Raw genomic sequence first — 23021 nt, forward strand, 5'->3', positions numbered from 1 at the left:
ACTGATAGAAAATTGATGGAGGAAAATTCATGTTAGAGAAGATCACTTACAAAGAGCTGCTTAGCCATGCGTTTGATATTCCAGTATCCGTTACTTACTGGGATGGTAAGACCGACAATTACGGAGATGGCGAGCCGCAAGTTAAGATTCAGATTAAGAAAGAAATTCCATTAAAGAAAATGACTTCGCAACCCACCTTGGTGTTGGCAGAAGCTTATATGAATGGTGATATTGAGATCGACGGCAGCATTCAAGAACTGGTTGCCTCAGCATTTCGTGCTGACCACAGTTTCCTCACCAACAATCCGTTTTTGAAGCATTTACCAAAGATCTCTCACTCTGAGAAGGCCAGTGAGTCGGATATCCAAAAACACTATGATATCGGGAATGACTTCTACAAAATGTGGTTGGATAAGACTATGACCTATTCATGTGCCTACTTTGAGCACGATGATGATACTTTGGAACAAGCCCAAATGAATAAGGACAGTCATATTTTGCACAAGCTCAAGCCGGTTGCTGGCAATACTTTGCTGGACATTGGCAGTGGCTGGGGAACCTTGTTGTTCATGGCTGCCGAAGACTTTGGCTTGAAAGCAACTGGGATTACCTTGAGCCAGGAACAGTATGATTACACCAAGCAGCAAATCAAAGAACGCCACCTTGAAGGCAAGGTTGACGTTTTACTTGAAGATTATCGTGAAGTCAAAGGACAATTTAACTACGTTACTTCCGTTGGGATGTTTGAACACGTGGGTAAAGAAAACCTTGGCCTCTACTTCCAGAAAGTTCATGATTTCTTGAAACCTGAAGGACGGGCACTCATTCATGGGATCACTGGTCAACACCAGGGAGCCGGGGTTGATCCGTTCTTGAACAAGTATATTTTCCATGGCGGCTACATTCCAAATGTCGCTGAAAACATGATCCACATCATGGATGCCGGGATGCAGATGAGTGATTTGGAGCCATTGCGCCGTCACTACCAAAAGACGTTGGAAATCTGGTACGCCAACTACATGAAAGTCATTGATAAGGTAAAAGACAAGTACGGTGTGCCATTCTCCAGAATGTGGGGCATGTACTTACAAGCCAGTGCCGCTTCATTTGAGGCCGGTAATATTGATGTCATGCAGTATCTGTTGACCAATTCACCAAGCGGAACCGGTCTGCCAATGACGCGTCAGTATGTTTACCAAGCTGAGGGCGAATAGTTTAATAATTTATAAAATACTAAAGGGAAACGCAATTTTGCGTTTCCCTTTTTGTCTGCCAATACGTTAATACAATTGATGAAGCTTGGACACCGTAGTTACTATTCTTCATGGCCGATCCGCTTTAAATAATTTGCAAACGGTTCTTGCCCCGTATCGATACCTGATTCTTTGGCCTGGTACCAATTAATTTTATCATTGAGAATCTGCAGATGGTGCTGGACCTGACGATACTGATCCATAAAGTCTGTTCTGGTTTGTTTCAACAATTCAAGCCGGTTGAGAATGGTTGAATCGCCTTCAGCCCGCCAAGTAACGTATTGTTTGAGGTCGTTGATGCTCATTCCGGTGCCTTTAAGGTGCAGCAGGAATTTGACCCACTTGATGTCTTCGGGGTTGTTTCCACAACTTGAGGCCCATATGAAAATGGCCAAGTCAAATGGAGTCACAAAAGATGAAATGGTTGAGATCATCACCCATTTGGCATTTTATGCTGGCTGGCCAAAGGCTTGGTCGGCGTTTGGGATTGCTAAGAAACTTTTTGATTAATTGATGGATGAGAATTCATGAGCAGCCGGAAGCAATTCTGACTCCTTTGTTTATAAAAAGACTAAATTATCTTGAATCCATACAAATTACCGAGTTATCGATGATTGGTGATAATTAATCCACAAAGTGAATGCCAGTTTAGAATCATTATTGAAAACCGATTAAAAGTATCGTACACTTGAGTCAGTTAGTAAATAACTGACATAGGAGGAATTGAATATGAATTTCATTGGTAAAGAAATTGATGATTTTAACGTTAACGCATTTCAAGATGGGGATGTTAAACAGGTGACCAAGAAGGACTTGCTCGGGTACTGGTCGATTGTGTTCTTTTATCCTGCTGATTTTTCATTTGTTTGTCCGACTGAATTAGGAGACTTGGCAGACAATTATGCTGATTTCAAGAAAGCCGGCGCTGAAATTTATTCCGTCTCAGAAGACACTGAATTTGTTCACCAAGCTTGGCATGAACGCAGTGAGGAAGTTGGTAAAGTTCAATATCCAATGATTGCTGATCCTGCCGGCAAGCTGGCTCGGTTTTTTGACGTCCTAGATGAGGATGCCGGCCAGGCTTATCGCGGGGTCTTCATTATTGATCCTGAGGGCAAAGTTCGTTCATATACAATCAACGATATGGGGATTGGCCGAAATGCCAAGGAAGTGTTGCGGACCCTTGAAGCTGCTCAGTTCGTCGCTGAACATGGTGATCAGGTTTGCCCAGCAAACTGGAAGCCTGGCGAAAAGACATTGAAGCCTGGCACTCAATTAGTTGGTAAAATTTAATCGGTTCTTGAGTATGGAACGACAAGAGGAGGGTGGGACAAAAACATTTCGCGTCTCACCCGTACTTCAGCAGTTTGAATATTACATTGCAGAAACGTGGGAATTAAAGCAGTTTCCGGCCATAGAAGCAAGAAATCCAAATATTCAAGTTCAGGATATTCGGATTTCTTGCTTATATTCTGGAAACTAATCGCTTTAAGTCCCACTCTCCTCTGTTTGCGTTTGAATGTTGTCTAGCCGAATTGTACGCCAATAATCCCTTATACATTGAAAGCTAACCGCTTATCGTCCCACGCTCTTAGTGTCGGTCAGTTTTTCTTTCATTTCTCGGGTTAAAATTTCCAGGTTTTGAATGAATTGATCTGATTGGGCTCCCAAGATTGTACGAAGTTGTTGTTCCGTTGCGTCATAAAACGTCCGGCCACGCTTAGCGGATTGTTGGGCCTTCTTAGTTAATTGGATAACTTTGTACCGGCTGTCAGTCTTAGACGGTACTCTGTGGATTAATCCTTTTTTCTCCATCAGCTGAAGAAGGGTGGTCGCAGAAGATTTCTGAATATTAAATTCTTGTTCGACGTCAGTCTGATAAAGGGCGCGATCAGATTGATTTCGATACAAAAAATCAATGATGCTCATTTGGACTTGAGTCAAGCCCATCTTCTTTGCCTCTCGTGAAGAATATCGCTGTAGATCGTTATTTAAATTTTTCAGAAGAATTCCGATTTGCTCAGTCATAGGTCCCATATCTCACTTTCGCAGGCAATGTCTAATCAGTTATTTTAGCTGATAGCCAGTCACATGTAAATAACGAAAATAGTTGCAGTGCGTTCAAAAAGGTGATAAAGTGTCTAATTAGTTCCATATAGAACTAATTGCTTAGTGGAGGATTGTATGACACGAAAATTATCTTTAAAACTGTATTTATCAATTGTTGCGACCGGCTTAATGGCCTTTGTGGGGTGCTGATCGAAACAGCAATGAATGTAACTTTTCCTAAACTTATGACTCAATTCAACGTTGATACTGCGACCGTGCAGTGGCTGACAACTGGGTACCTGCTGATTGTTTCGATTATTGTGCCGATCTCTGGCGTTTTAAAGCGCCGATTTACGACAATGAGATTGTTTATTGTCGCTAGCGTCTTTTTTATCTTGGGGCTGCTAATTTGCACACTGGCAAACGACTTTGGCATTTTATTGGTTGGCCGGATTATTCAAGGTGTTGGAACCGGAATTGCATTGCCACTGATGTTTAACATTATTTTAGAGCAGGCACCATTGGATAAAATTGGCCTGCTGATGGGGATTGGTACTTTGGTGACTGCCATTGCACCGGCATTGGGACCAGGTTATGGTGGCCTGTTAATTGGACTGGATTGGCATCTTATCTTTGGGATTTTGTTGGTTATTATGGTGATTGCGCTCGTACTTGGATTAGTATCAATTAGGCAAGTCTCGCAAACTGAAAAGATTTTTCTAGACCTGTTGTCTTGGTTGATGGTGTCAATTTTCTTTGCCGGCGCAATCTTGGCTTTTAATAATATCGAAAGTTCACTGGATACTGCGGCAGCATATGCTATCATCGCGATCATTGGGTTAGTTGCTTTTATCGTCCGTTCAAAACGGATTGATAACCCAATTGTCAAATTAGCCGTTTTTAAAAATCGATCCTTTAACCTTCATGTGTTAAGCTTCGTCATCTTTCAAATTATGAATGTTGGGGCAGCGTTTGTTTTACCCAACTATCTCCAAATTGTTGCCCATACGTCGTCACTGACGGCCGGATTGTTATTACTTCCCGGCGCCGCAATGGGGGCGGTCCTGGCTCCGGTAAGTGGGACAATTTATGACCGTCTCGGGGCAAGAAAGCCGATTACAACCGGCCTTACCCTTCAGGTTGTTGGGATCATCTTGTTAATGGTTGAAGCGCTGTCGGCCAACCCGATTCCACCTTTAATCGGGTACATTTTGATGATGCTTGGAACAGGATTTGCAATGTCGACGGTCATCACCAATGGGCTTGCGCAAATTCCATCTTCACAAAACGTTGATGGAAACGCCGTCTTTAATACGCTCCAGCAATTTGCCGGTGCTCTTGGGACTGCAGCTATCGCATTGGTGGTTGCACTGGCTCAAGTTAAAACAGATTATGTCCACACAACTGCCCTGGGAGCCCAACATGCGTTTATATTGTTGCTTATTCTGCAGGTAATTAATATTATCTGCATTTTTGCGGGGTTGCATTATGGAAAGTCTCCCCAAAAAGCAAGCGTGGGACAATAACGGGCATCCCCTTATACGCTCGGAATCTGCTTATATGGCCGGAAACTGCTTTAATTCCCACGTTTCTGCAATGCAATGTTCAAACTGCTGAAGTACGGGTGAGACGCGAAATGTTTTTGTCCAACCCTCGCCTCGTTCCTGCTTTTGGATTAATAAAATGACGGTTTATCCCAGTTAGTGTTAGGCTCGTTAACCCCGAGACTCTTTCTGGCAAACTTTCTTGAATTGTCGCTTAGAATATCAACAATCAGCTGGGCAACAGCTTGGCGCGTAACTTGAGTACCGCCAAACGGTTCATCGCTTTGAGTTAATTCGTAATTGGTATTGCCGTCCTTATTGTACAGCCATGCTAATCGCAAGAGGGTGTACGTCAGATCAGAATCCTCGATCGCTTTGGCAGTGGCTTTGCGCTTGATGATTGAACTTTCAATCATGCTGGTATTCCAGTGACCGAAGGCGCCTTTGACCTCGTCTTCAATGCCGAGAACAGTGGCTCCAATAAATTGGCGGACATGGTTGGCATCCATTGCTTCAATGATATTCTTCACTGATGTGATGTCCCGCATTTCGTTGAGATAGACAGCGTCCACGCCGTCCATGGCCTGGTTCAAGGTGTCGTGATCGTTAAAATCACCATCAATAAGCGTTTCACGATTGGGATCGCTTATGGTTAGTCGGCTGCTTGCATTGTGAGCGTATAGTTTTACGTTAAAGTCAGTTTGTTTTAAGAGCTGGGGGATTAAGAAACTCGAAATTTGCCCGGCAGCACCAAGAATTAAGACAGTTTTCAAAAAAATTCCTCCCTAAAATGATTTTGGGTACGCCCTTACTATAACGCAGATTTGTATTTGCGTAACGTTGAGCAATCATTTTAGCGGGGAATTTTGTGATTCAACTAGTCTGTTAAATCATGTAATGCCTTTTGAGCGGCGACGTTCATGATGTTCCACGGCCGGTCAAATCCTGGTTGGAAGAAGAAGTCGGCGTAGGCCAAGTCATCCAAGGTCATTTTTGTCTGAACGGCCAGACTAATGGCGTTGATGTTGGCAGTCACATCGCGTTTCGACATGATTTGCGCACCCAAGATGCGGTGATTGCCGGGATCAAAGGTGAGTTTGAAGTAGACCTTTTGATTGCCAGCCTTACCTGGGACAAACGGTGGTTGAGTGGTGTCAGTGACAAAGATCGATTGGCTCAAGATACCGTTGGCTGCTGAGGTGCCTTCCTTGATGCCAGTTGAGGCAAAATGATAATCAAAGACTGACAGTGCCGATGAACCAGAGACGGCTGGCATTTTCATGTCGTCACCAAGAACATTTTTGGCGGCAATTCGACCCTGACGACGGGCGTTAGTGGCCAATGCGATCTGGAGCGTCTTTCCTGTTGGCGCAAACGGAACTTTCGTGCTGTCACCCACTGCGTAGATGTCAGGCTGACTGGTTTCCAAATGGTCATTGACTTTGACCAGTCCCTTGTCGGTTAGGTCAAGGGTACCTTTTAGCCAGTCGGTATTTGGCTTAATGCCCGCAGTCTCAATAACCAGGTCACTTGGATATTCGGCCTGGTCAGTCTTGACGGTGCTGACCTGACCATTTTCGCCAGTAAACGATTTTACCGTTTGGCCGGGTGCTAAGTAAATATTGTGATCTTTCAGGGTATCTGAAAGAATATCGGTAAATTCCTGATCCAAGTAAAGGGCTAATGGTCTCGGAAGGATATCGATTAAAGTGACGTGCTTGCCGGCCTTTGAAAAGACTTCGGCGGCTTCAATGCCAATATATCCGGCACCCACGACCGTCACGTTTTGAACGGTCGGGTCAACCGTCTTTTCCTTTAATTTGATTGCCCAGTCGCGCCCACGCATTGCATAGACGTTTGCGAGATCACCACCGGGAACTGGAATTTGTGCTGGAACGGCGCCTGCCGATAGGACCAATTTGTCATATTTTTCTTCCCGCGTCGAATCATCGTCCAAATTATGGACCACAACTGTATGCTCATCCGGATTAATTGAGGTCACTTCTTGGTGAACGAACACGCTGACTCCCTTGGCACGCATTTGCTCGGCCGTTGCATAACGAACGGAGTTGACATCCTTGACGACTCCTTCAAGATAAAGCTGCATGCCACAGGAGAGAAATGAGATGAAGTCACCCCTCTCATACCATTGAATTTCGGTATCGGGCTTTTCTGCCAAAATCCCCCTAACAGTTTCAAACCCACCGTGAGATGAACCAATCACAATAACTTTCATCAACGATTCCGCCTTTCTGTATTCTTCATTTACAAGTGATTCACTTGCCAAATACAGCGTAACATATTTTGACGTTGGTTTGGGTAACAAATTAGAATAATTATAAACTACGTGTAAAGTCTCCTGCCAAACGACGATCATTCAATTGGTTGGACATGAAAGAATGGGTGACGTTTACCGACCATTCACTGAAGGGCTTCCTGGTATGACAAACTATTTAGAATCGTTATAACGGAAACGCTATCACCTTGAGATAATTTTAAGCAATTGGACAATAAAAAGGACACCCAAATTTGACCTGGGCGTCTTGAACGGTTCCGTTCTTAAATAGGTCGTGACAAATGTTAGCTTAATGTTCCTGCTGGTTGGCCAAAAAACGAAGTAAAAATGGCTTAATCCGATAAAAGATGACTTCGGCGACCACAAACCCCACTGCCAAGGCGATGGCAATTGTCAGCGCGTTGAACATATACTGCCCGGTGCGAATTTCATTGCCCAGGGTAAAGCTTCTCATCCCCAGATACAAAATGCCACCGGGAACGAGTGAGACGAGGCTTGGAACATAGATAATATTGACGGGAACCCGGAACATGACGGCGGAAATGTTGCCCAGGATGCCGATGACAATTGCCGCGGTAAAGTTCGGTAAGATCAAACTGTTATCGATTTGGAGAACTAAATAATATGCCACCCACGCCAATGACCCAGTGATCCCGGCAGGCAGAAGTGAGCGCCGGGGAACGTTGGTGACCAGACCGAAACCGACCGTTGACGCAAAACTGACAACCAATTCAATCAGAACTTTCATAGGCCGCCTCCAATTATGTTGAAAATAATGCCAGACAGACCAGCCCCCAAGACCACGCCAGCACCAATTGATCCGGCAATGATTAAGGCGTCAACTGCTCGGACGACCCCCGAAATGGTGTTCCGATCGATAATTTCTCGAAATGAGTTGGTAATGGCAACCCCCGGAACTAAGGGCATCAAAGCACTGACGATAATGTTGCCGGCGTTTGTGGCAATTCCAAGAGATTGTAAAACGGCTGCTAAAAAGCCGACGGTAAAGCCACCTAAGCCAGCAGCGACATACGGCGTTTTGATCCGCGGGCTGGAGAGAGCGGCCGCTAAGTAACCGAAGATGCCGACAAAAAATGCCAACCCCAAATCAGCCCAAGTTGCCTTGAATAGCAGCATGGGGGCAACTGAAACCAAAGCGGCCCCAAAGACTTTCTCTGGCCAGGTAAAGTCAATGACTTTTTTGTCGATTTGGTTGATGGTTTGTTTAAGTTCATTGAAGTCAATTTGGCCAGTCACAAAATTTCTTGACATGGTATTAATTTCATCGACTTTTTCCAAATTAAAATCTCCCAGACGAACTTTGACCAGGTGGGTTTTGGTCTGATTTTTAACCCCCACAAACAAAGCGGTAATCGTGGCGTGGCAGCTAATATCGTAATGGGCAGCCCGGCCGATATATTCAACGGTGCCTTCAACCCGTGATGTTTCGGCGCCACTGGTGAGCAGAATCTTACCAACCTTGCCGCAAACGGCGATTAGTTCATCTTCAGATATTGATTGGTCCATGGTTTCACCCCTCAAAATTTTTTCTTATTCTCTATTATAAACTCATATGATTTTAATCATGCCAAAAAAATTTAACAAAATGTGGTTGACAATGCCCAATTGTGATGATAAAGTTATGAGCAATTATTAAAAACAAATTAGACGTTGAAGAGAAGAGTAACGTTAATGCATTCCTAAAGAGAGCTTCGATTGGTGAGAGAAGTGGTTTGCAGCGACGTGAAGATGAGCTCTGAGTCAGGTATCCGGTCGACTGGCTAGGATATCCGCGAGTCCGCGATACAGGACCGGGTATTCCAAGGAGTACTTATTAAGGCTGTCATTGTGAGGTGGCAGTAAATCAGGGTGGCATCACGAAGCTTTCGTCCCGTAGTTAGATAACTATGTGGACGGAAGCTTTTTTATTTTATCTAAGGAGATGAGTTGGATGACGGCAAACGCAATTAACGGTTTTTTGAAAGCAGCACAAAAGTGGGACAGCCACGAAGTAACGAATCCTCTATCAATTTTGGTGTTGAATCTGATGCCGACTCGGGAAAATACTGAACGGCAATTTTTAACCCGCTTCAGTGAAATCAGTTCAGATGCAGAATTGACGTTTATGTACCCGTCATCCCATCATTTTCGGGGGATATCGAAAACAGCCATCGAACGGGACTATGTTTGTTTAGATCAAATCCGAAATGCCCATTATGACGGGCTGATTGTGACGGGCGCTCCTGTAGAAACCCTGCCGTTTAATTAGGTTGATTATTGGGATGAGCTTGGAGACATCATTGACTGGTCAAAAGATCACGTCACCGAATGTCTATATGAATGTTGGGCCGCGCAAGCCTGTTTGTTCCACGACTTTGGTGTTCGGAAACACTTGCTGCTGAGTAAATTGTTTGGCATCTATCCGGCTGAAACCATCAACTCGGAATCACCAATTGCCCGTGGCTTCGGTGCTGGCGGTTTGCTGAAAATGCCACAATCCAGGCACACTGGCATTGTTCTGGACGAGGATCATTTGCCAAATGGATTGACGATTGATGTTTCATCCCCAAAGACCGGGCCAATTATTCTATCGGCGACGGATCGACACAGCACCTATATTACCGGCCACCCAGAGTATTCGGAAGAAACGCTGGCATTAGAATACTACCGGGATTTATATGAACAGATGCCAATCAGACTTCCACAAAACTACTTCATCGATCAGGATTCAGGAACGGTGGATTATTCCTGGAAAGCCAGCAGTATTCAAATTTATGATAATTGGACGAAAATCATCGCAAATCAGAAAGTGGGTTTATCAATATGACAGAAGAAAATCACAATTTACATTTCGAAACGCTTCAAGTACACGCAGGCCAGACAGTTGATGAAACGGGTTCGAGAGCGGTGCCAATTTATCAAACGACTTCCTATGTGTTCGATAATCCGGAGCAGGCAGCCGGCCGATTTGGATTGACCGATCCCGGCAACATTTACACACGCCTCACGAATCCCACCACGGATGTTGTCGACAAACGGGTTGCGGCTTTGGAAAACGGAACGGGTGGTGTGACCTTAGCAACTGGTTCGGCAGCTATCACGGCGGCAATCCTGAACGTTGCCGGCAAGGGAGATGAAATTGTCTCGGCCAGCACTTTGTATGGTGGAACCTTTAACCTTTTCAATGTGACACTACCAAAATTAGGGATTAAAACCCATTTTGTGGACCCAGATGATCCGGCTAACTTTGAAGCACCCATTAATGAGCATACCAAAGCGCTCTACATTGAAAGTATTGGCAATCCAGGGATCAATTTGATTGACTTTGAAGCCGTTGCCAAAATCGCACATAAGCATGGCATTATCTTAATTGTCGACAACACGTTCGGCACTCCGTATCTTGTTCGGCCACTGGATCACGGTGCTGATGTTGTCGTTCATTCGGCCACCAAGTTCATTGGCGGGCATGGCACTACAATGGGCGGCGTGAAGTTCGATTGGAAAAAAAGTGGCCGCTATCCTGGCTTCACCGAACCCAATGCGCAATATAACGGTTTGGTGTTTGCCGATCTCGGGGGCGGCGCCTTTACAACTAAAGTCCGCGCAGAATCCTTGCGAGATTTGGGAGCCACGATCAGTCCGTTTAACTCATTCCTGCTGCTTCAAGGCCTTGAGTCACTTTCATTGCGAGTTGAACGACATGTGGAAAACACCAAAAAGATTGTTAACTTTTTGCATAATCATCAAAAAGTCGCTTGGATCAATTATCCAGGACTCGAGGATAGCCCATACCACGCGTTGGCAGAGAAGTATTTTCCAAAGGGGGTCGGTTCAATCTTTACACTTGGTCTAAAGGGCGGTGAAAAGGCTGGCAAACAACTGATCCAAAACCTCAAGTTATTCTCCTTGCTGGCTAACGTTGCGGATGCCAAATCATTGATCATCCATCCGGCATCTACGACCCATGCCCAATTGAACGAAGAAGAGCTGCGTGAAGCAGGGATTACGCCCGATTTGATCCGAGTTTCAGTTGGCGTTGAAAATGCGGATGATTTGATTGCTGACCTCAGTCAGGCTCTGGATAAAATTCCAGAAGGTGTCGAGGAAACGGCTGGGGCACCGAAACCATAAATCTAATTAGTCTGATGAAGGATTAACTGCAATATGCGGTTAGTCCTTTTGTTTTATAGGTTAATGTTGTCTGCCATTATTGCATTAGCAAGATTGGTCGGTTTTAAATGTTCTGAAACGTTTGTGATTTTGCCAGCTGGGCTCCGCCTGCCATAGTGGCTTTGATTTCAAGCCTGTAGTCTTGAAATACAAAGGTGCTGTAATCGCCGCTTTCAGCGACTCAACAGCACTTTCACTATGGCTGGCAATGCCCAGCCGGCAAAATCAGGCAACTGAGAGGGTCAAATTGCCGATGATTGGTTCATGAGCTTTTCAAGCCAGGTTGAAGTATAGTCCCTCGGAGCTTTTGATGTTCTACAACCGTTTAGCGTAATTGCTCTTGTATGTGTCAATATGCGGCTCCAAGCGTTTGAGTAATGGAAATTATAAACCATGGGTGGATTGACTTGTCATGTAACGTTGCATCAGCGTTTCAAAGAAGTGGCGCTCAGTTCGTTGGCATTGACTACCATAGTGAAAGGTGTTGTTGAGTCGCGAAAGCGGCGATTACAACACCCTGGCATTTCGAGACTACAGGCTCGAAATCCAGGCCACTATGGTAGGCAGAGCCAACGTGCTGAGCGCCACGGCAGTCCAACCTAAAACTAAATGGAATATGAGCAAAACGATAATATTATTCATGAATACAGATGTGAATAAATTTCCTTCACAGGACAAATATACATCTTTATACTCAGTTATATGAATAAATATCAATAAGCGAATAAAATCATGAATAATACTTAAAAAACGTTGCATTATCCTGCATGCTGTTGTAAGATGTTTTCAATTCATTAATATTCAATTAGAAGAATATTTAGAAAGATGAGAGGCGATTTATTTGCAAGTGGCTTTAGTCGGGATTACGGGATATGCAGGAATGGTGTTGTATCAACTCCTCCGTCGGCACCCGGAAGTGGACGGGATTAGCCTGTACGATCATAAATTAACTGAAAATGAGAAGTTGTCGCAAATGGTATCGGCTTTTTATACAGATGACACAGAGGTGCAGCCATATGATCCCGGAACAATTATGGCGGACAATCAAATGGTGTTCTTCGCAACGTCGGCTGGCGTTACTGCTCAGCTCAGCGAGCCATATATCCAGGCAGGTTTTCCGGTCATTGATCTCTCTGGGGACTTAAGACTGGAAGATGCCAGCGAGTACCAACGCTGGTACCATAAACCAGCTGCTTCACAACTGGCAATGCAACAAGCCCATTATGGCTTAGCCGATTTCAAATCGGCTGCTGACCACACTTACGTTGCCAATCCCGGCTGTTATGCTACGGCGACACTATTAGGTTTGGCCCCGCTGGTTCAAAACGATTTGATTGACCCGGAGTCAATTATCGTTGATGCCAAATCAGGAACCTCGGGGGCCGGCAAAAATCCCGCCAAAGCCACTCATTTCACCCAGGCGAATGACAACCTGCAGATTTACAAACCCAACCAACACCAGCACATTCCAGAAATCGTGTTGGAATTGCAGCGTTGGAACAAAGACGTGGCTGCTATCCAATTTATGACGACATTACTGCCAATCACCCGCGGCATCATGAGTACGATCTACGCTAAGACTAAGCCTGGTGTTGACAGTGCTCAAATTGATCAAGCCTATAACACCACATATGCCAACAAGTCATTTGTTCATTACATGGGTGAGCAGTTACCTGACATTAAGCAAGTCGTCGGCACCAACAACTGCGATCTTGGCGTTATCTACAATCCCGTCACCCGGACAGTGACTGTCGACAGCGTGATTGATAATTTACTCAAAGGAGCGGCTGGCCAAGCCGTTCAAAATTTTAACCAGATGTTTCATTATGAACAAACCAGCGGCTTGAACCTACAAACGTTTTTGCCGTAAAACAAGGAGAGATTTGAATGCAGATAACAGGTAACGCATTGATTGAAACAAGTCAATTCACATGGCCGAAGGGCTTTTCCGCTGATTCGACCCACGCCGGGTTCAAGCCCGATCAAGATGATATGGGTTGGCTGTATTCCAGTACGCCGGCAAGCTCCGCTGGGGTATACACAACCAACCAGTTCCAAGCGGCACCAACTAAACTGACCAAGCAAACGATTAATTTGGCACATCAATTACAGGCGGTGGTCATGAACAGTGGCAACGCCAATTCTTGCAATGGCACCCAAGGAGAAACTGATGCCTTGATGATGCAGAAAATGGCCGCCGAACGCCTTCAAATCGATCCAAAATTAGTGGGAATTGCCTCCACTGGGGTGATTGGTGAGCCGTTGCCAATGGATAAGATTAAGGCAGGTATTTCACAACTGAAGCTGACCGAAAACGTTGGCGTCACCAAGGCGATCCTGACGACCGATACCCATCCCAAAACGATAACGGTGAAGTGCTTGATTGACGGCCAGAAGGTAACCATTACCGGCTTTTGTAAGGGATCAGGGATGATCCATCCCAATATGGCCACAATGCTGGGATTCGTCACGACTGATGCGGCGATTGCCGGAGTTGAACTTCAGCAGCTTCTCAGTACAACGGTCGATGAAACCTTCAATCAAATTACTGTCGATGGCGACACATCAACCAACGACATGGTTGTCGTGATGGCGAACGGTGCAGCCGGAAATCAGCCGTTAACAAAAGATGCCATGGATTACCCAACCTTTGTGTCAGCCTTCAAGAAAGTACTAACCCATTTAGCCCAGGAAATTGCCGGTGACGGCGAAGGGGCCTCCAAGTTGGTCGAAGTGAACGTTTCTGGCGCATACGATCATCAGGAAAGCCAACAGGTTGCCAAAGCAATTGTCGGATCAAATTTGGTCAAAGCGATGGTCTTCGGCGAAGACGGCAATTGGGGCAGAATCATGCAGGCAATCGGCCAAACAAGTGCCCACGTTGATTTAAACGGCGTCAGTGTCGCTATCAATCACTTACAGCTGGTTCACAACAGTTTGGGGACTGGCATTGAGGATGATAAAGTCGCAGAGACCCTCAAACAACACAAGGTTGTGATTGACGTCGACCTGCACGCCGGCAAAGCAACTGGGACTGCTTGGGGTTGCGATCTTACTTATCAATATGTCCAAATTAATGCATCATATCGAAGCTAGGAGGTGAAGAAAATGAGTCAGATAATTGTCGTCAAGGTTGGCGGTCACGCCACGCATCAGCTGACCGAAGAATTTTTTGAACAGCTCCGCATCTGGCGTAACATGGGCAAACAAATTTTGATTGTCCACGGTGGCGGGCCACAAATTTCGGAGTGGAGCAGCCAACTCAATTTACCGGTGAAAAAAATCGATGGGGTCCGAGTTACTAGCGCACAAACCCTCAAAGTCACTCAAGCCGTCTTGCTAGGACTGGTTCAGCCGGCATTATGTCGGCAGTTATCTGCTCATGGCCTTCCTGTCGTCGGATTAAATGCTGGCGGACAAAAAAGTGTTGGTTGGTGATTATTTAAATCAGACACTCTATGGCGAAGTGGGGCAGGTTACTGAGGTCAATCAGGATTACATAAACCACGCCCTGGCCAGTGGCATTGGCGTGTGTGCGCCGCTGGCAGTGACTGAATCAGGGCGGTATTTGAACGTGAATGGTGATGTGGCCGCCGCGGCAATTGCACGATTAATGGGAGCAGAAAAACTATATTTGGTAACGGATGTTCCGGGTGTAATGATTAACAGCCACGTCATTGATCAATTGAGCCTGCAGAAGGCCAATCAGCTGTTTGAGGCTGAAATTATTCAATCGGGGATGCAGCCAAAAATCAAAGCCGCATTCGATGCTTTAAAGCATGGCGTTAAAGAAGTTAAAATTACTAATCAGCTGCAGCATTCAGGGACTCGTTTATCGGTCAAGCAGCTGGCAATTTAAGGAGTGTCAGAATATGGAACATATTTTTCCAACCTATGCCCAATACCCAATGGAAATTGTCTCGGGGCATGATTGGCATTTAGTGGACAGCAATCACAAATCGTATTTGGACTTCACCAGCGGAATCGGCGTTTGCAGCTTCGGTTATAGCAATGACTGGATTGAGCAGAGTGTGCTGAATCAACTCGGAAAAGTTTGGCATACCTCGAATCTGTATCCCAGCAGCTTACAGGATGAAGTCGCGGCTTCTCTGTGTTCGGACGGAATGCTCGCCTTTTTCTGCAATTCAGGAACCGAGGCCAATGAAGCGGCGTTTAAATTGGCCCGCAAGAAAACTGGAAAGGGAAAAGTCCTGGCATTTAACAATGGCTTTCACGGCCGAACTTATGGGTCGATGTCGTTGACCGGGAATCCCGACATCCAGGCCGGCTTTAAGCCACTGGTTCCAGAGGTAAGTTTCGCTGATTACAATGATCCCCACGCACTTGAGGCGATTAATGATGAGCTGGCTGCCGTGATTTTAGAAGTGATTCAAGGTGAAGGCGGCGTGGTTGATGGCAGCGGTGAGTGGCTGAAAAAAGTCGCCGCTAAATGTCATGATCAAGGGGTGTTGTTAATCATCGACGAAGTCCAGACCGGAATTGGCCGAACCGGGATGAAGTTTGCCTACCAACACTTCAGTCTGGATCCTGACATTATTACGTGTGCTAAAGCGTTGGGCAATGGCCTGCCAATTGGTGCCATGCTGGGTAAAAAGGAATTGGCATCGGCGTTTGGACCCGGGTCACACGGGACCACCTTTGGCGGCAATAAGATTGCCTTGGCCTCTGCCAAAGCTGTTTTGGAGCAGTTAACCCCGGATTTCTTGGCTCACGTTCAAGAAAAGTCCAAGGTTGTCTTTGCAGCCATCCACAAACAGATTTCACCACTGGATGTTGTGGACAGTGTGAGTGGGTTAGGCCTGATGATTGGGATTCATCTGAATCATGCCGTTAACGTCGAGGATATCATTGGTCAACTTCAAGACAAGGGGTTGCTGACGCTATCAGCCAAGCACAACACACTGCGTTTACTGCCACCATTGGTAATGAGCGAAGCCGATCTGTTAGCGGGTGTTGACCAGATTGCTGGTGTATTGGCAACTGTTGATGCCAAGGTTGGCACCCAATCGGTATAAAATGTGAAACAAATGTGACTATCTCTAATATTTTCTTTACTTCCCTCATGGCATCGGGTATCTTTAAGATAATCTATTGCCATTGAGAGGCGATCAGCTTGAAGACAAGTAAACAACTATTGAGGTATTGTTGGGCCTTGTTGGGTGGCTTTGTCGCGCTGCTGTTGATCTACCTTTATGACGGTGCGGTAAAGTTGCTTGACTGGTACGCGAGGGGCAGCTTTCGGATGGTATTCAACTTATCTCCTTGGGACTGGTACTTCTTGCTAGAGACCATTTTGGTGGTACCGATCGTTAGGATGTTGATGACGTCAATCTACAGCCAAAAATCAGTTGAATTTGAAACATACAAGGATAAGGCCTTGCGCCTGCATCATGCAGATGTCCAGGCAAATCATAAGCACCATGATTGGTCAGCTAATGGGGTTCGAGTGAATCCTTGGGAATTTCGTTATTCACAAACCCAATCATACAAGGGCGCTTCTGATTTTGGTTTCAGTATTTTCAAAAATTTGGTCTTAAATTTAATCGTCATTGTTTCCGGCCCAATTTGGCTGATCTATGCACTTGTTAGGCGGACAAAACATACTAAAAGAGATTGGGACGAAAGGCGCTTTGATCCCAGAATTTAACAAATAAACGCAGTTATTCCGGATTTTGGAATGACTGCGTTTATTTGTTAAATGGCCGGGATCAGCCGTTTGTCGCAAGTTTTATCAATATAAAAGTGGTAATCAGAGTTGCAACAAAAACTACCGTAACAACTAATGTCCCAGCCCCTTTTATCGTATGTTTAGGATGATCGGGTTTAATTCAGTGGTTCGGTACTTTTCATCAATTCTGCCGGCCACAATGCGAGGAGGTGTCCATATCCCTGCGAGTCAAATGCCAGACACTCCCATTCCCGTTTGGATTGGAAAACGGCGTAGTTGACGTCATCCGGCGTAGCGGTCCCGGCAGTCAACTTATCAACGGGGATTGAGGTCAAGACGTCGTCTGAAACCACGTAAATTCGATTATTGACGTTGTTGAAAGCAACCCCTTGATTAGGCGAGCCGCCACGAGTCTTTAATTTTTCGGGTGCGGCGGCAAATTTGACACTATTTTCGTCGAGTCGACCATAGAAGAACATGTAGCCCATGCCGTTCTTTCGGCCCCAGTAGGCGTTACCGTTCTTATCAAAGACTAGCGTATGCAGCTGGAGGTTGCCCTTTGTTCCCTAGAACATTTTGAAATTGTATTGTCTGATTGGTGCCATCGTGTTAGGATCCATTTCCAGAACGGTATTATTTTCATCTCGGTTGCGCAGGTCGGTCAACGTATTATCTTCAACCAGGTACAGGTGCTTATTTTGTGGATTGAAGGTTAGCGTTTGGCCGTGGCCAATATCAACTTGGGGACTGAGCTGAACCGTTTCAGCAATTTCGATATTCTTGAATAGCTCGGGATTTTTGGCCTTGATTTTAGCAATCCGGGACTGGCCGTTCGCAATTTGTTTTTGTAAGCCAGCAAGTTTGGTTCGATCTGCGGCAGCCTTTTGAGAACTTGTTTTCAAGCTGGTTGCCAAACGTTTCTTGACTGTGCCGTGGGCCTTTCGATAGTTGGCTTGGGCTGTTCGTTTGGCGTTGTTCAGATTATTAATCGTTGATTTTAGAGTTTGTTCCCGGCTAGTCAGTGACTTGACGTTTTTAAAGGTGTCCTTCATCGATTCGTACAAGTCGTCATATTGGTTGTTATGAGCGATTCCTTCTTCGGTGTACGGATTAAAGTAGTTAAAGGCGTTCCACAAAGCCATCGGATCATTTTCCAATCCCAGTTGTTTGAGTTTGTTGGTATCAAATTTGATGATGACACCAAGATTGGTATCACTACCGTTGGATTCGACAAAGTACACGTTACCGGAATCGTCTAATGCAACACTCTGGAAATTGCCGTGCTGATAGTCAGTGACGTTGAAACCGTCGGGGAGGAACCACTGGGTTTTAAACGAATTGGCGGTCGTCGTAGTCGCATTGGTGGTCGCAAAGGTGTCCCCAGCGTTGTCTTGCGTGGAATCGATGGTTCCTTGATTATATTGACGATCCATATTGCCAATCGGCGAAGTATTATCGATATTCTTGAGGTCACTTGAATCATAGTTGGTGAGGACATTTCCGGCGTTGACCTGGGGAATTGATTTGACCGCACCGGGAACGTCGATGATATCTGCTTGAACGTTTGTTGAAGCGACGAGGACACCAGCAGCGGTGAAGGCTAAGGCAAACGTCAGCAGGGTTCTTAAAGGTTTATTCATCTTATCTCGTCCTTTTCTAAATGATTGATTATTGTGCGTCGACGGTGTAGGTCACGCTGAGTGATTGATCGTTGGCATTTTGTTTGACTGATTGAGCGTGGTAGGTCATGGTTTGCCAAGTAATCCTAATTGACCCGTTCACGTCTTTAGTGAAGCCCGGATATTTTGGTGATTGAAGGGTTGACCAACTACTGGTCTTCAAATTGTTTTTGACTGAATCCAAATCTGTCTGATTTAAGCTGGCTGTTTGACCATTATCGACATACTGCATCTCGGCTGCAGATTTGAAACTGGTGTTAATGGTGGTTAGCGAATCGGCACTGTACTTTGCCAGGGCCTGTTTGAAATTAGCCAGGTTAGTTGCCGACAGTCCAGCGATGTCTACTGCACTTAATTGGCTGTAGGTTGGCTGACTGCTGCCACCAACGTCTGGGAATTCCCAGCTGCTGTTCACGTACGTTAGGCCGGTTGGTGTCAACTCTTGGGTGTTGGCACTGTCCGCTGAAGCGTCGGTGGCGTATAAATTGACGTGTGTCGAATTGTTTGGCTTGCCGACATTGATCGAAACGGAACTGCCGAACTTAGCCTGGGCTAAAGTGCGCTGTTGGTCGTCGGAGAGATGTTCTTGATCCAAGAGATAACCCGTTCCGGACAATGATGATGCGGCCAGTGCGTTGATTTCAACCACGTCACGATCACCAAGAAGCCACTTTCCGGATTTTTGGGATCCCAGGGTGGTTCCTTTCTTGGCCGGGTTATCCGAATCGGTGTTGACATAGTCAATTGACTTGATGATTTTTCCACTGCTTGGGTCGACAAAATTAATTCTGACGGCGTTATCGGCGATTGGCGTATCTGTGCTGGCAGCCTTGAGGTAGACAGCACTACCAAATTTGGTTTTCGCCAGGTCGGAGATTTGATCTGTAGATAAGTCGGTGAGTTGGTAGCCGGAATCCTTTAAGGCGGTTGAAATAGCGGACTGAACTGCTTTTTGATCCGTATCATTTAATGAGGCTGATCCATTTGAATTTGTACCCAGCAACTGGCCCGGCTGCCCGTTCGTTGGGGCGTAGTCAACTGTATCGATTACCGCGTTGACGTCATTGACCAGATTAATGCGGACTGCGTTACCGGGAATTGGACCAGCGCTTTTAACGGTCAGTGAAGCACGATGACCAAATTTAGCCTGAGCAAGAAAGCCAGCTTGATTGGCAGAAATCGTGTCCAGAGTGTAACCGGTGCCTTGAAGCGCTTGTCGAACGGCAACTTGAATGTTGGCTAAATCATCATTGCCAAGTGTCCAGGAAGTCTCATATGGGACCCCCAGCGGTTGATCATATTGGGCGTTGGTACTGGTGTAGTTGATGTAGCGAATCAAATTTCCCTTGGCATCAACCAGGTCGATTCTCAAGGCGTTATTAGGAATTGGCGCTTCTGCTTGGCGAAGGCCCTTATACAAAATCCAACCATTTGCTTTGGCATCGGCAGAATTGATGGCACTGATGTGAACCCAAACGTCACCTTCACGGGCTCGGGTGCCCATACCATCAATTTTAAAGGTGGCGTCGGCATATCTGACGGAGTCACCAATTTGTTTGCCGGCTTGATAGGTTGTGTTGAGTGGGGCTTTGTATGTAACGGTTTTACCATCGTTTTGGAAGCCGGGAGCCGCAATTTTGAAGGTGTATTTGCTTAAATTAGTTGGTGGGGTCGTTTGGTTGAACGTCTTGAAGGCTTCGAGGCCACCGCCAAAATGGCCGGCTTTTTTGCCGCCGTAAATCCAGCCGTGGTATTGGCCGCTAAAAGCCGTCACTTTGTAATAAAGGGAGCCATTTTTGGCGGTTAACTGACGTTCAGCAACAAAATTGTCGGCTGAAGAGGTCGATTTGGCAAGCTGACTTAAAGTTGCCTTGCCGGCAACAATGTGGGCACCCCTACTAACGGGTGGTTTGGAGTAGAGGGCGAAATTTCCGGTAAAGGTAACGTTTTGAGGGGCAGAATTTCCAGTCAAGGGGCGATCAGCCGGGAGCAATTTGGCGGCACTTCCGTGGGCGGGTGGAACACTCACGCAACTAACTCCAAGGAGCCCCAAGGCAACGGCTGAGATAAAGATCGAACTTTTGAACTTAACAATCATTAATTTCATCTCCATGAATTTCCAAGATTTAGTTCCTGCCATTTCATAGTATCGTGAAAATATCTATTTGAATTAAAGTTGGTTAAACTTTTACGGGGTGTTTACGGAACCTTTACAAAGAGTGCGAAGGGGGGCGTTTAGCAATTGGTTTCTAAGCCTCTCCGGACGGAAGCCGAGTCTGGCTTTCGGCAGGAGAGGCTTAGAAACCAATTGCTGCCCCCCGAAGCACGTTTCAACAAAATAGCAGGAAAGAACGGCCAAAAGCCGAGTCAGGCTTTTGGCTGGCGAGGCTTATCATTCAATTGCCTCCTGAATATCTTTCCAAAACCATAGAAAAAAGGCCCGAAGACAACCTGCCTTCAGACCTCTAAATCAAAAAAATCTATTTATTTATACTTAATCGCAGTCCCATAAGCCGCCACCGACTGCATGTCAGCGCCAATTGAACCGGAGTCAAACCGCATCATGACAACCGCATCGGCACCCATTTCAATTGCGTTTTGCTTCAGTCGGTCAACGGAAATGTTTCGGGCTTCATCCAACATCTTGGTGTAATCCTTAATTTCGCCACCAACAATGTTTTTCAAGCCAGCACCGATGTTTCGGACAACGTTTTTAGATTGGGTGGTTAACCCAAAGACTTCTCCGATCACTTCGTATTCTTTTCCTGGGATGTGTTCGGTCGTTGAAATGATAAAATGGTCTTCTGCCATGATTGCTACCTCCAATTTTTGTCTGAATCTGTCATAAGTGTAGCATAAATTGCTGACAGAACAAGCCTGATATAAGAAAACCCGCCGGACCAAGGTCAGACGGGATGCATTTGTGAGACGCTAAATGTGGTTTAGAAAGATCGTCATCACCATGCAGTAAATATTATAACGTGCTTCAGGTTGATTTGAAAGCTAAAATGTAACGTAAGTGTCAATATTTTTGCGGTAGGCTATTAACCATTAGTCTGACCTTAATTTCTTAAATATTTATTTGACTTAATTTTCTGCCGAAATCATCCAAATAGCTATGACCTGCTGTTAAGCTTTCGATTGCTCCATGATGAATGCCTAGATGAGCTTCATGCGTCTTTCTTAGGCTGGCACGAACTGCACCTTTCAATTCTTCCTGATCACCAATATCGAGTTGTCCACCTGCAAACTCACTGCTAAGCCAGTATTCCAGCTCATTGTTTTTGATACAAGTTAGTACACGCAGAATTCCTTCGGCACCATCTTCTGACCAGTATTTTCCTTGCCCTTTGACGCGATAAGTATACTTGCGGTGATTGCTTTCACAGCAGCCAATTGCCTTAATTACTGACAAATGACGCATTTTGAACGGCTTAATATCCACCCAGCGACGATGAAGATAGCTGCGCAGCCGCTTTAGGTTTTCATGATTTTCTGGCGTATTCAGCTCATCAACCAGATTGCTTTCAATCGTGTCTAAAATCACATCAGTTAAGTGACGGTCATATTTAAACTCAACTGCACTGATCAATTTGCTTTGCATAGCCGGCATAAAGCCTAAACGGTCCTTGATCTTTTTATTCAAGTGAAAGACATCCAAGAAGTGTTCGTGCTGCCGGCAATAGCCAACTATTTCATCAAAATCTTTCTTGGCATAGCCAGCACCGCCATCGGCATTACTGATGATTAAAGTATCGCTTAAGTCATAGGTATTGGCTAAATAAGCTTTAATTTCTTGTAAAGCATCCAAGCGGCTTAAAGAAACAAACTCTTTTCCTGCGCGTTTTGCTTAAATTAATAATATCCTCGCAGACCTGATAGCGATGAAACTTGGTGCCCTTGATCACAACGCCATCGCCTTCAAGATAAAGCACTGGCGCCTTTTTCTTTTGGGTAATGCCATCGTATCTTTCCTCAGACTGCTGCTGTGCTTTAATCTGTTTGCCTGCTTGCACAATCAGCTTGCCAACTTGGCTGTGACTAATCTTAAAACAAGAAAGGGTATTAACTGCTAGAGCGGTATTGCGGTAAGTAGCCACAGCACTAACTTGCAAAACATCTTTTACTGCCAAAACACTGTAACGCTTGTATTTGTCATAACCCATTAGCTTATCCAGTGGGTATTGGGCCTTCTTGCCTGGACAGACATATCTTCTGCGCCAATAGCTAATCTCACCAAAGGCAGTCACAACTGAGCGCTTATTTTTCTTTTCAATCTGATAGCCTTGCTTTTTAGTTTCTTCAACTAAGCCGTCATCAACTTCTTCTAGTGCTAATTTA

At 45.4% G+C, this 23021-nt stretch carries 14 protein-coding genes and 7 pseudogenes; 11 read left to right on the forward strand and 10 right to left on the reverse strand.

The window, feature by feature from the left end; all coding sequences use genetic code 11:
• Positions 1–29 precede the first annotated feature (29 nt).
• On the forward strand, positions 30–1214 hold the full coding sequence (locus LPKJCM_RS11960; protein WP_057962806.1) for an SAM-dependent methyltransferase: 1185 nt from the start codon (positions 30–32) through the stop codon (positions 1212–1214).
• A 101-nt stretch (positions 1215–1315) separates the two neighbouring features.
• Here LPKJCM_RS11960 and LPKJCM_RS11965 read toward each other — a convergent pair.
• A pseudogene (locus LPKJCM_RS11965) lies at positions 1316–1603 on the reverse strand (MerR family transcriptional regulator); the annotation flags it as partial.
• On the opposite strand from LPKJCM_RS11965, the pseudogene LPKJCM_RS11970 reads away from it, so the two are divergent.
• Positions 1596–1763, forward strand: a pseudogene (locus LPKJCM_RS11970) (carboxymuconolactone decarboxylase family protein); the annotation flags it as partial. The pseudogenes LPKJCM_RS11965 and LPKJCM_RS11970 overlap by 8 nt on opposite strands.
• 219 nt (positions 1764–1982) lie before the next feature.
• Positions 1983–2546, forward strand: a complete 564-nt coding sequence (ahpC, locus tag LPKJCM_RS11975; RefSeq protein WP_057962805.1) for an alkyl hydroperoxide reductase subunit C — start codon at positions 1983–1985, stop codon at positions 2544–2546.
• A gap of 282 nt (positions 2547–2828) precedes the next feature.
• Here ahpC and LPKJCM_RS11980 read toward each other — a convergent pair whose 3' ends face one another.
• Positions 2829–3281 carry a MarR family winged helix-turn-helix transcriptional regulator gene (locus LPKJCM_RS11980; RefSeq protein ID WP_057962804.1) on the reverse strand — a complete coding sequence of 151 codons (453 nt, stop codon included), beginning with the start codon at positions 3279–3281 and terminating at the stop codon, positions 2829–2831.
• Positions 3282–3437: 156 nt separating this feature from the next.
• On the opposite strand from LPKJCM_RS11980, the pseudogene LPKJCM_RS11985 reads away from it, so the two are divergent.
• A pseudogene (locus LPKJCM_RS11985) lies at positions 3438–4828 on the forward strand (DHA2 family efflux MFS transporter permease subunit).
• Positions 4829–4977: 149 nt separating this feature from the next.
• On the opposite strand, the gene LPKJCM_RS11990 reads toward LPKJCM_RS11985, so the two are convergent.
• The 4 genes from LPKJCM_RS11990 to LPKJCM_RS12005 form a co-directional block, all read right to left on the reverse strand.
• Complete coding sequence (locus LPKJCM_RS11990; RefSeq protein ID WP_057962803.1) at positions 4978–5619, reverse strand: NAD(P)H-binding protein; 642 nt, start codon at positions 5617–5619, stop codon at positions 4978–4980.
• Between the two features lie 104 nt (positions 5620–5723).
• Positions 5724–7082, reverse strand: coding sequence for an FAD-dependent oxidoreductase (locus tag LPKJCM_RS11995; RefSeq protein ID WP_057962828.1), 1359 nt, complete (start codon positions 7080–7082; stop codon positions 5724–5726).
• A 349-nt stretch (positions 7083–7431) separates the two neighbouring features.
• Positions 7432–7890: a threonine/serine exporter family protein gene (locus tag LPKJCM_RS12000; RefSeq protein ID WP_057962802.1), complete on the reverse strand. Its 459-nt coding sequence runs from the start codon at positions 7888–7890 to the stop codon at positions 7432–7434.
• Positions 7887–8669 (reverse strand): threonine/serine exporter family protein, encoded by a 783-nt coding sequence (locus LPKJCM_RS12005; RefSeq protein ID WP_057962801.1) that lies wholly within the window; start codon positions 8667–8669, stop codon positions 7887–7889. The genes LPKJCM_RS12000 and LPKJCM_RS12005 overlap by 4 nt, the downstream gene beginning before the upstream one ends.
• A 424-nt stretch (positions 8670–9093) precedes the next feature.
• Here LPKJCM_RS12005 and LPKJCM_RS12010 point away from each other — a divergent pair.
• From LPKJCM_RS12010 to LPKJCM_RS12040, 7 genes and pseudogenes are all read left to right on the forward strand, one after another.
• A pseudogene (locus LPKJCM_RS12010) lies at positions 9094–9969 on the forward strand (homoserine O-acetyltransferase/O-succinyltransferase family protein).
• A complete protein-coding gene (locus LPKJCM_RS12015; protein ID WP_057962800.1) occupies positions 9966–11273 on the forward strand; it encodes an O-acetylhomoserine aminocarboxypropyltransferase/cysteine synthase family protein in 1308 nt (435 codons plus the stop codon). The pseudogene LPKJCM_RS12010 and the gene LPKJCM_RS12015 overlap by 4 nt, the downstream one beginning before the upstream one ends.
• 880 nt (positions 11274–12153) lie before the next feature.
• Complete coding sequence (gene argC / locus LPKJCM_RS12020) at positions 12154–13182, forward strand: N-acetyl-gamma-glutamyl-phosphate reductase (protein ID WP_057962799.1); 1029 nt, start codon at positions 12154–12156, stop codon at positions 13180–13182.
• Between the two features lie 17 nt (positions 13183–13199).
• Complete coding sequence (argJ, locus tag LPKJCM_RS12025) at positions 13200–14408, forward strand: bifunctional glutamate N-acetyltransferase/amino-acid acetyltransferase ArgJ (RefSeq protein WP_057962798.1); 1209 nt, start codon at positions 13200–13202, stop codon at positions 14406–14408.
• Positions 14409–14420: 12 nt separating this feature from the next.
• Positions 14421–15171, forward strand: a pseudogene (argB, locus tag LPKJCM_RS12030) (acetylglutamate kinase).
• Between the two features lie 13 nt (positions 15172–15184).
• Positions 15185–16348, forward strand: a complete 1164-nt coding sequence (gene argD, locus LPKJCM_RS12035; protein ID WP_057962797.1) for an acetylornithine transaminase — start codon at positions 15185–15187, stop codon at positions 16346–16348.
• 98 nt (positions 16349–16446) lie between these two features.
• Positions 16447–16980, forward strand: a complete 534-nt coding sequence (locus LPKJCM_RS12040; protein WP_057962796.1) for a hypothetical protein — start codon at positions 16447–16449, stop codon at positions 16978–16980.
• A gap of 176 nt (positions 16981–17156) precedes the next feature.
• Here the strand turns inward: LPKJCM_RS12040 and LPKJCM_RS12045 are convergent.
• From LPKJCM_RS12045 to LPKJCM_RS12065, 4 genes and pseudogenes are all read right to left on the reverse strand, one after another.
• A pseudogene (locus LPKJCM_RS12045) lies at positions 17157–18641 on the reverse strand (hypothetical protein).
• Between the two features lie 28 nt (positions 18642–18669).
• On the reverse strand, positions 18670–20787 hold the full coding sequence (locus LPKJCM_RS12050) for a surface layer protein SlpB (RefSeq protein ID WP_225364203.1): 2118 nt from the start codon (positions 20785–20787) through the stop codon (positions 18670–18672).
• A 377-nt stretch (positions 20788–21164) separates the two neighbouring features.
• The gene (locus LPKJCM_RS12060; RefSeq protein ID WP_057962793.1) at positions 21165–21491 is read right to left on the reverse strand and encodes a heavy metal-binding domain-containing protein; all 327 of its coding nucleotides are present in this window, start codon (positions 21489–21491) and stop codon (positions 21165–21167) included.
• A gap of 259 nt (positions 21492–21750) precedes the next feature.
• A pseudogene (locus tag LPKJCM_RS12065) lies at positions 21751–23021 on the reverse strand (ISLre2 family transposase); the annotation flags it as partial.

This window comes from Lentilactobacillus parakefiri (assembly GCF_002157585.1).
GTDB lineage: Bacteria > Bacillota > Bacilli > Lactobacillales > Lactobacillaceae > Lentilactobacillus > Lentilactobacillus parakefiri.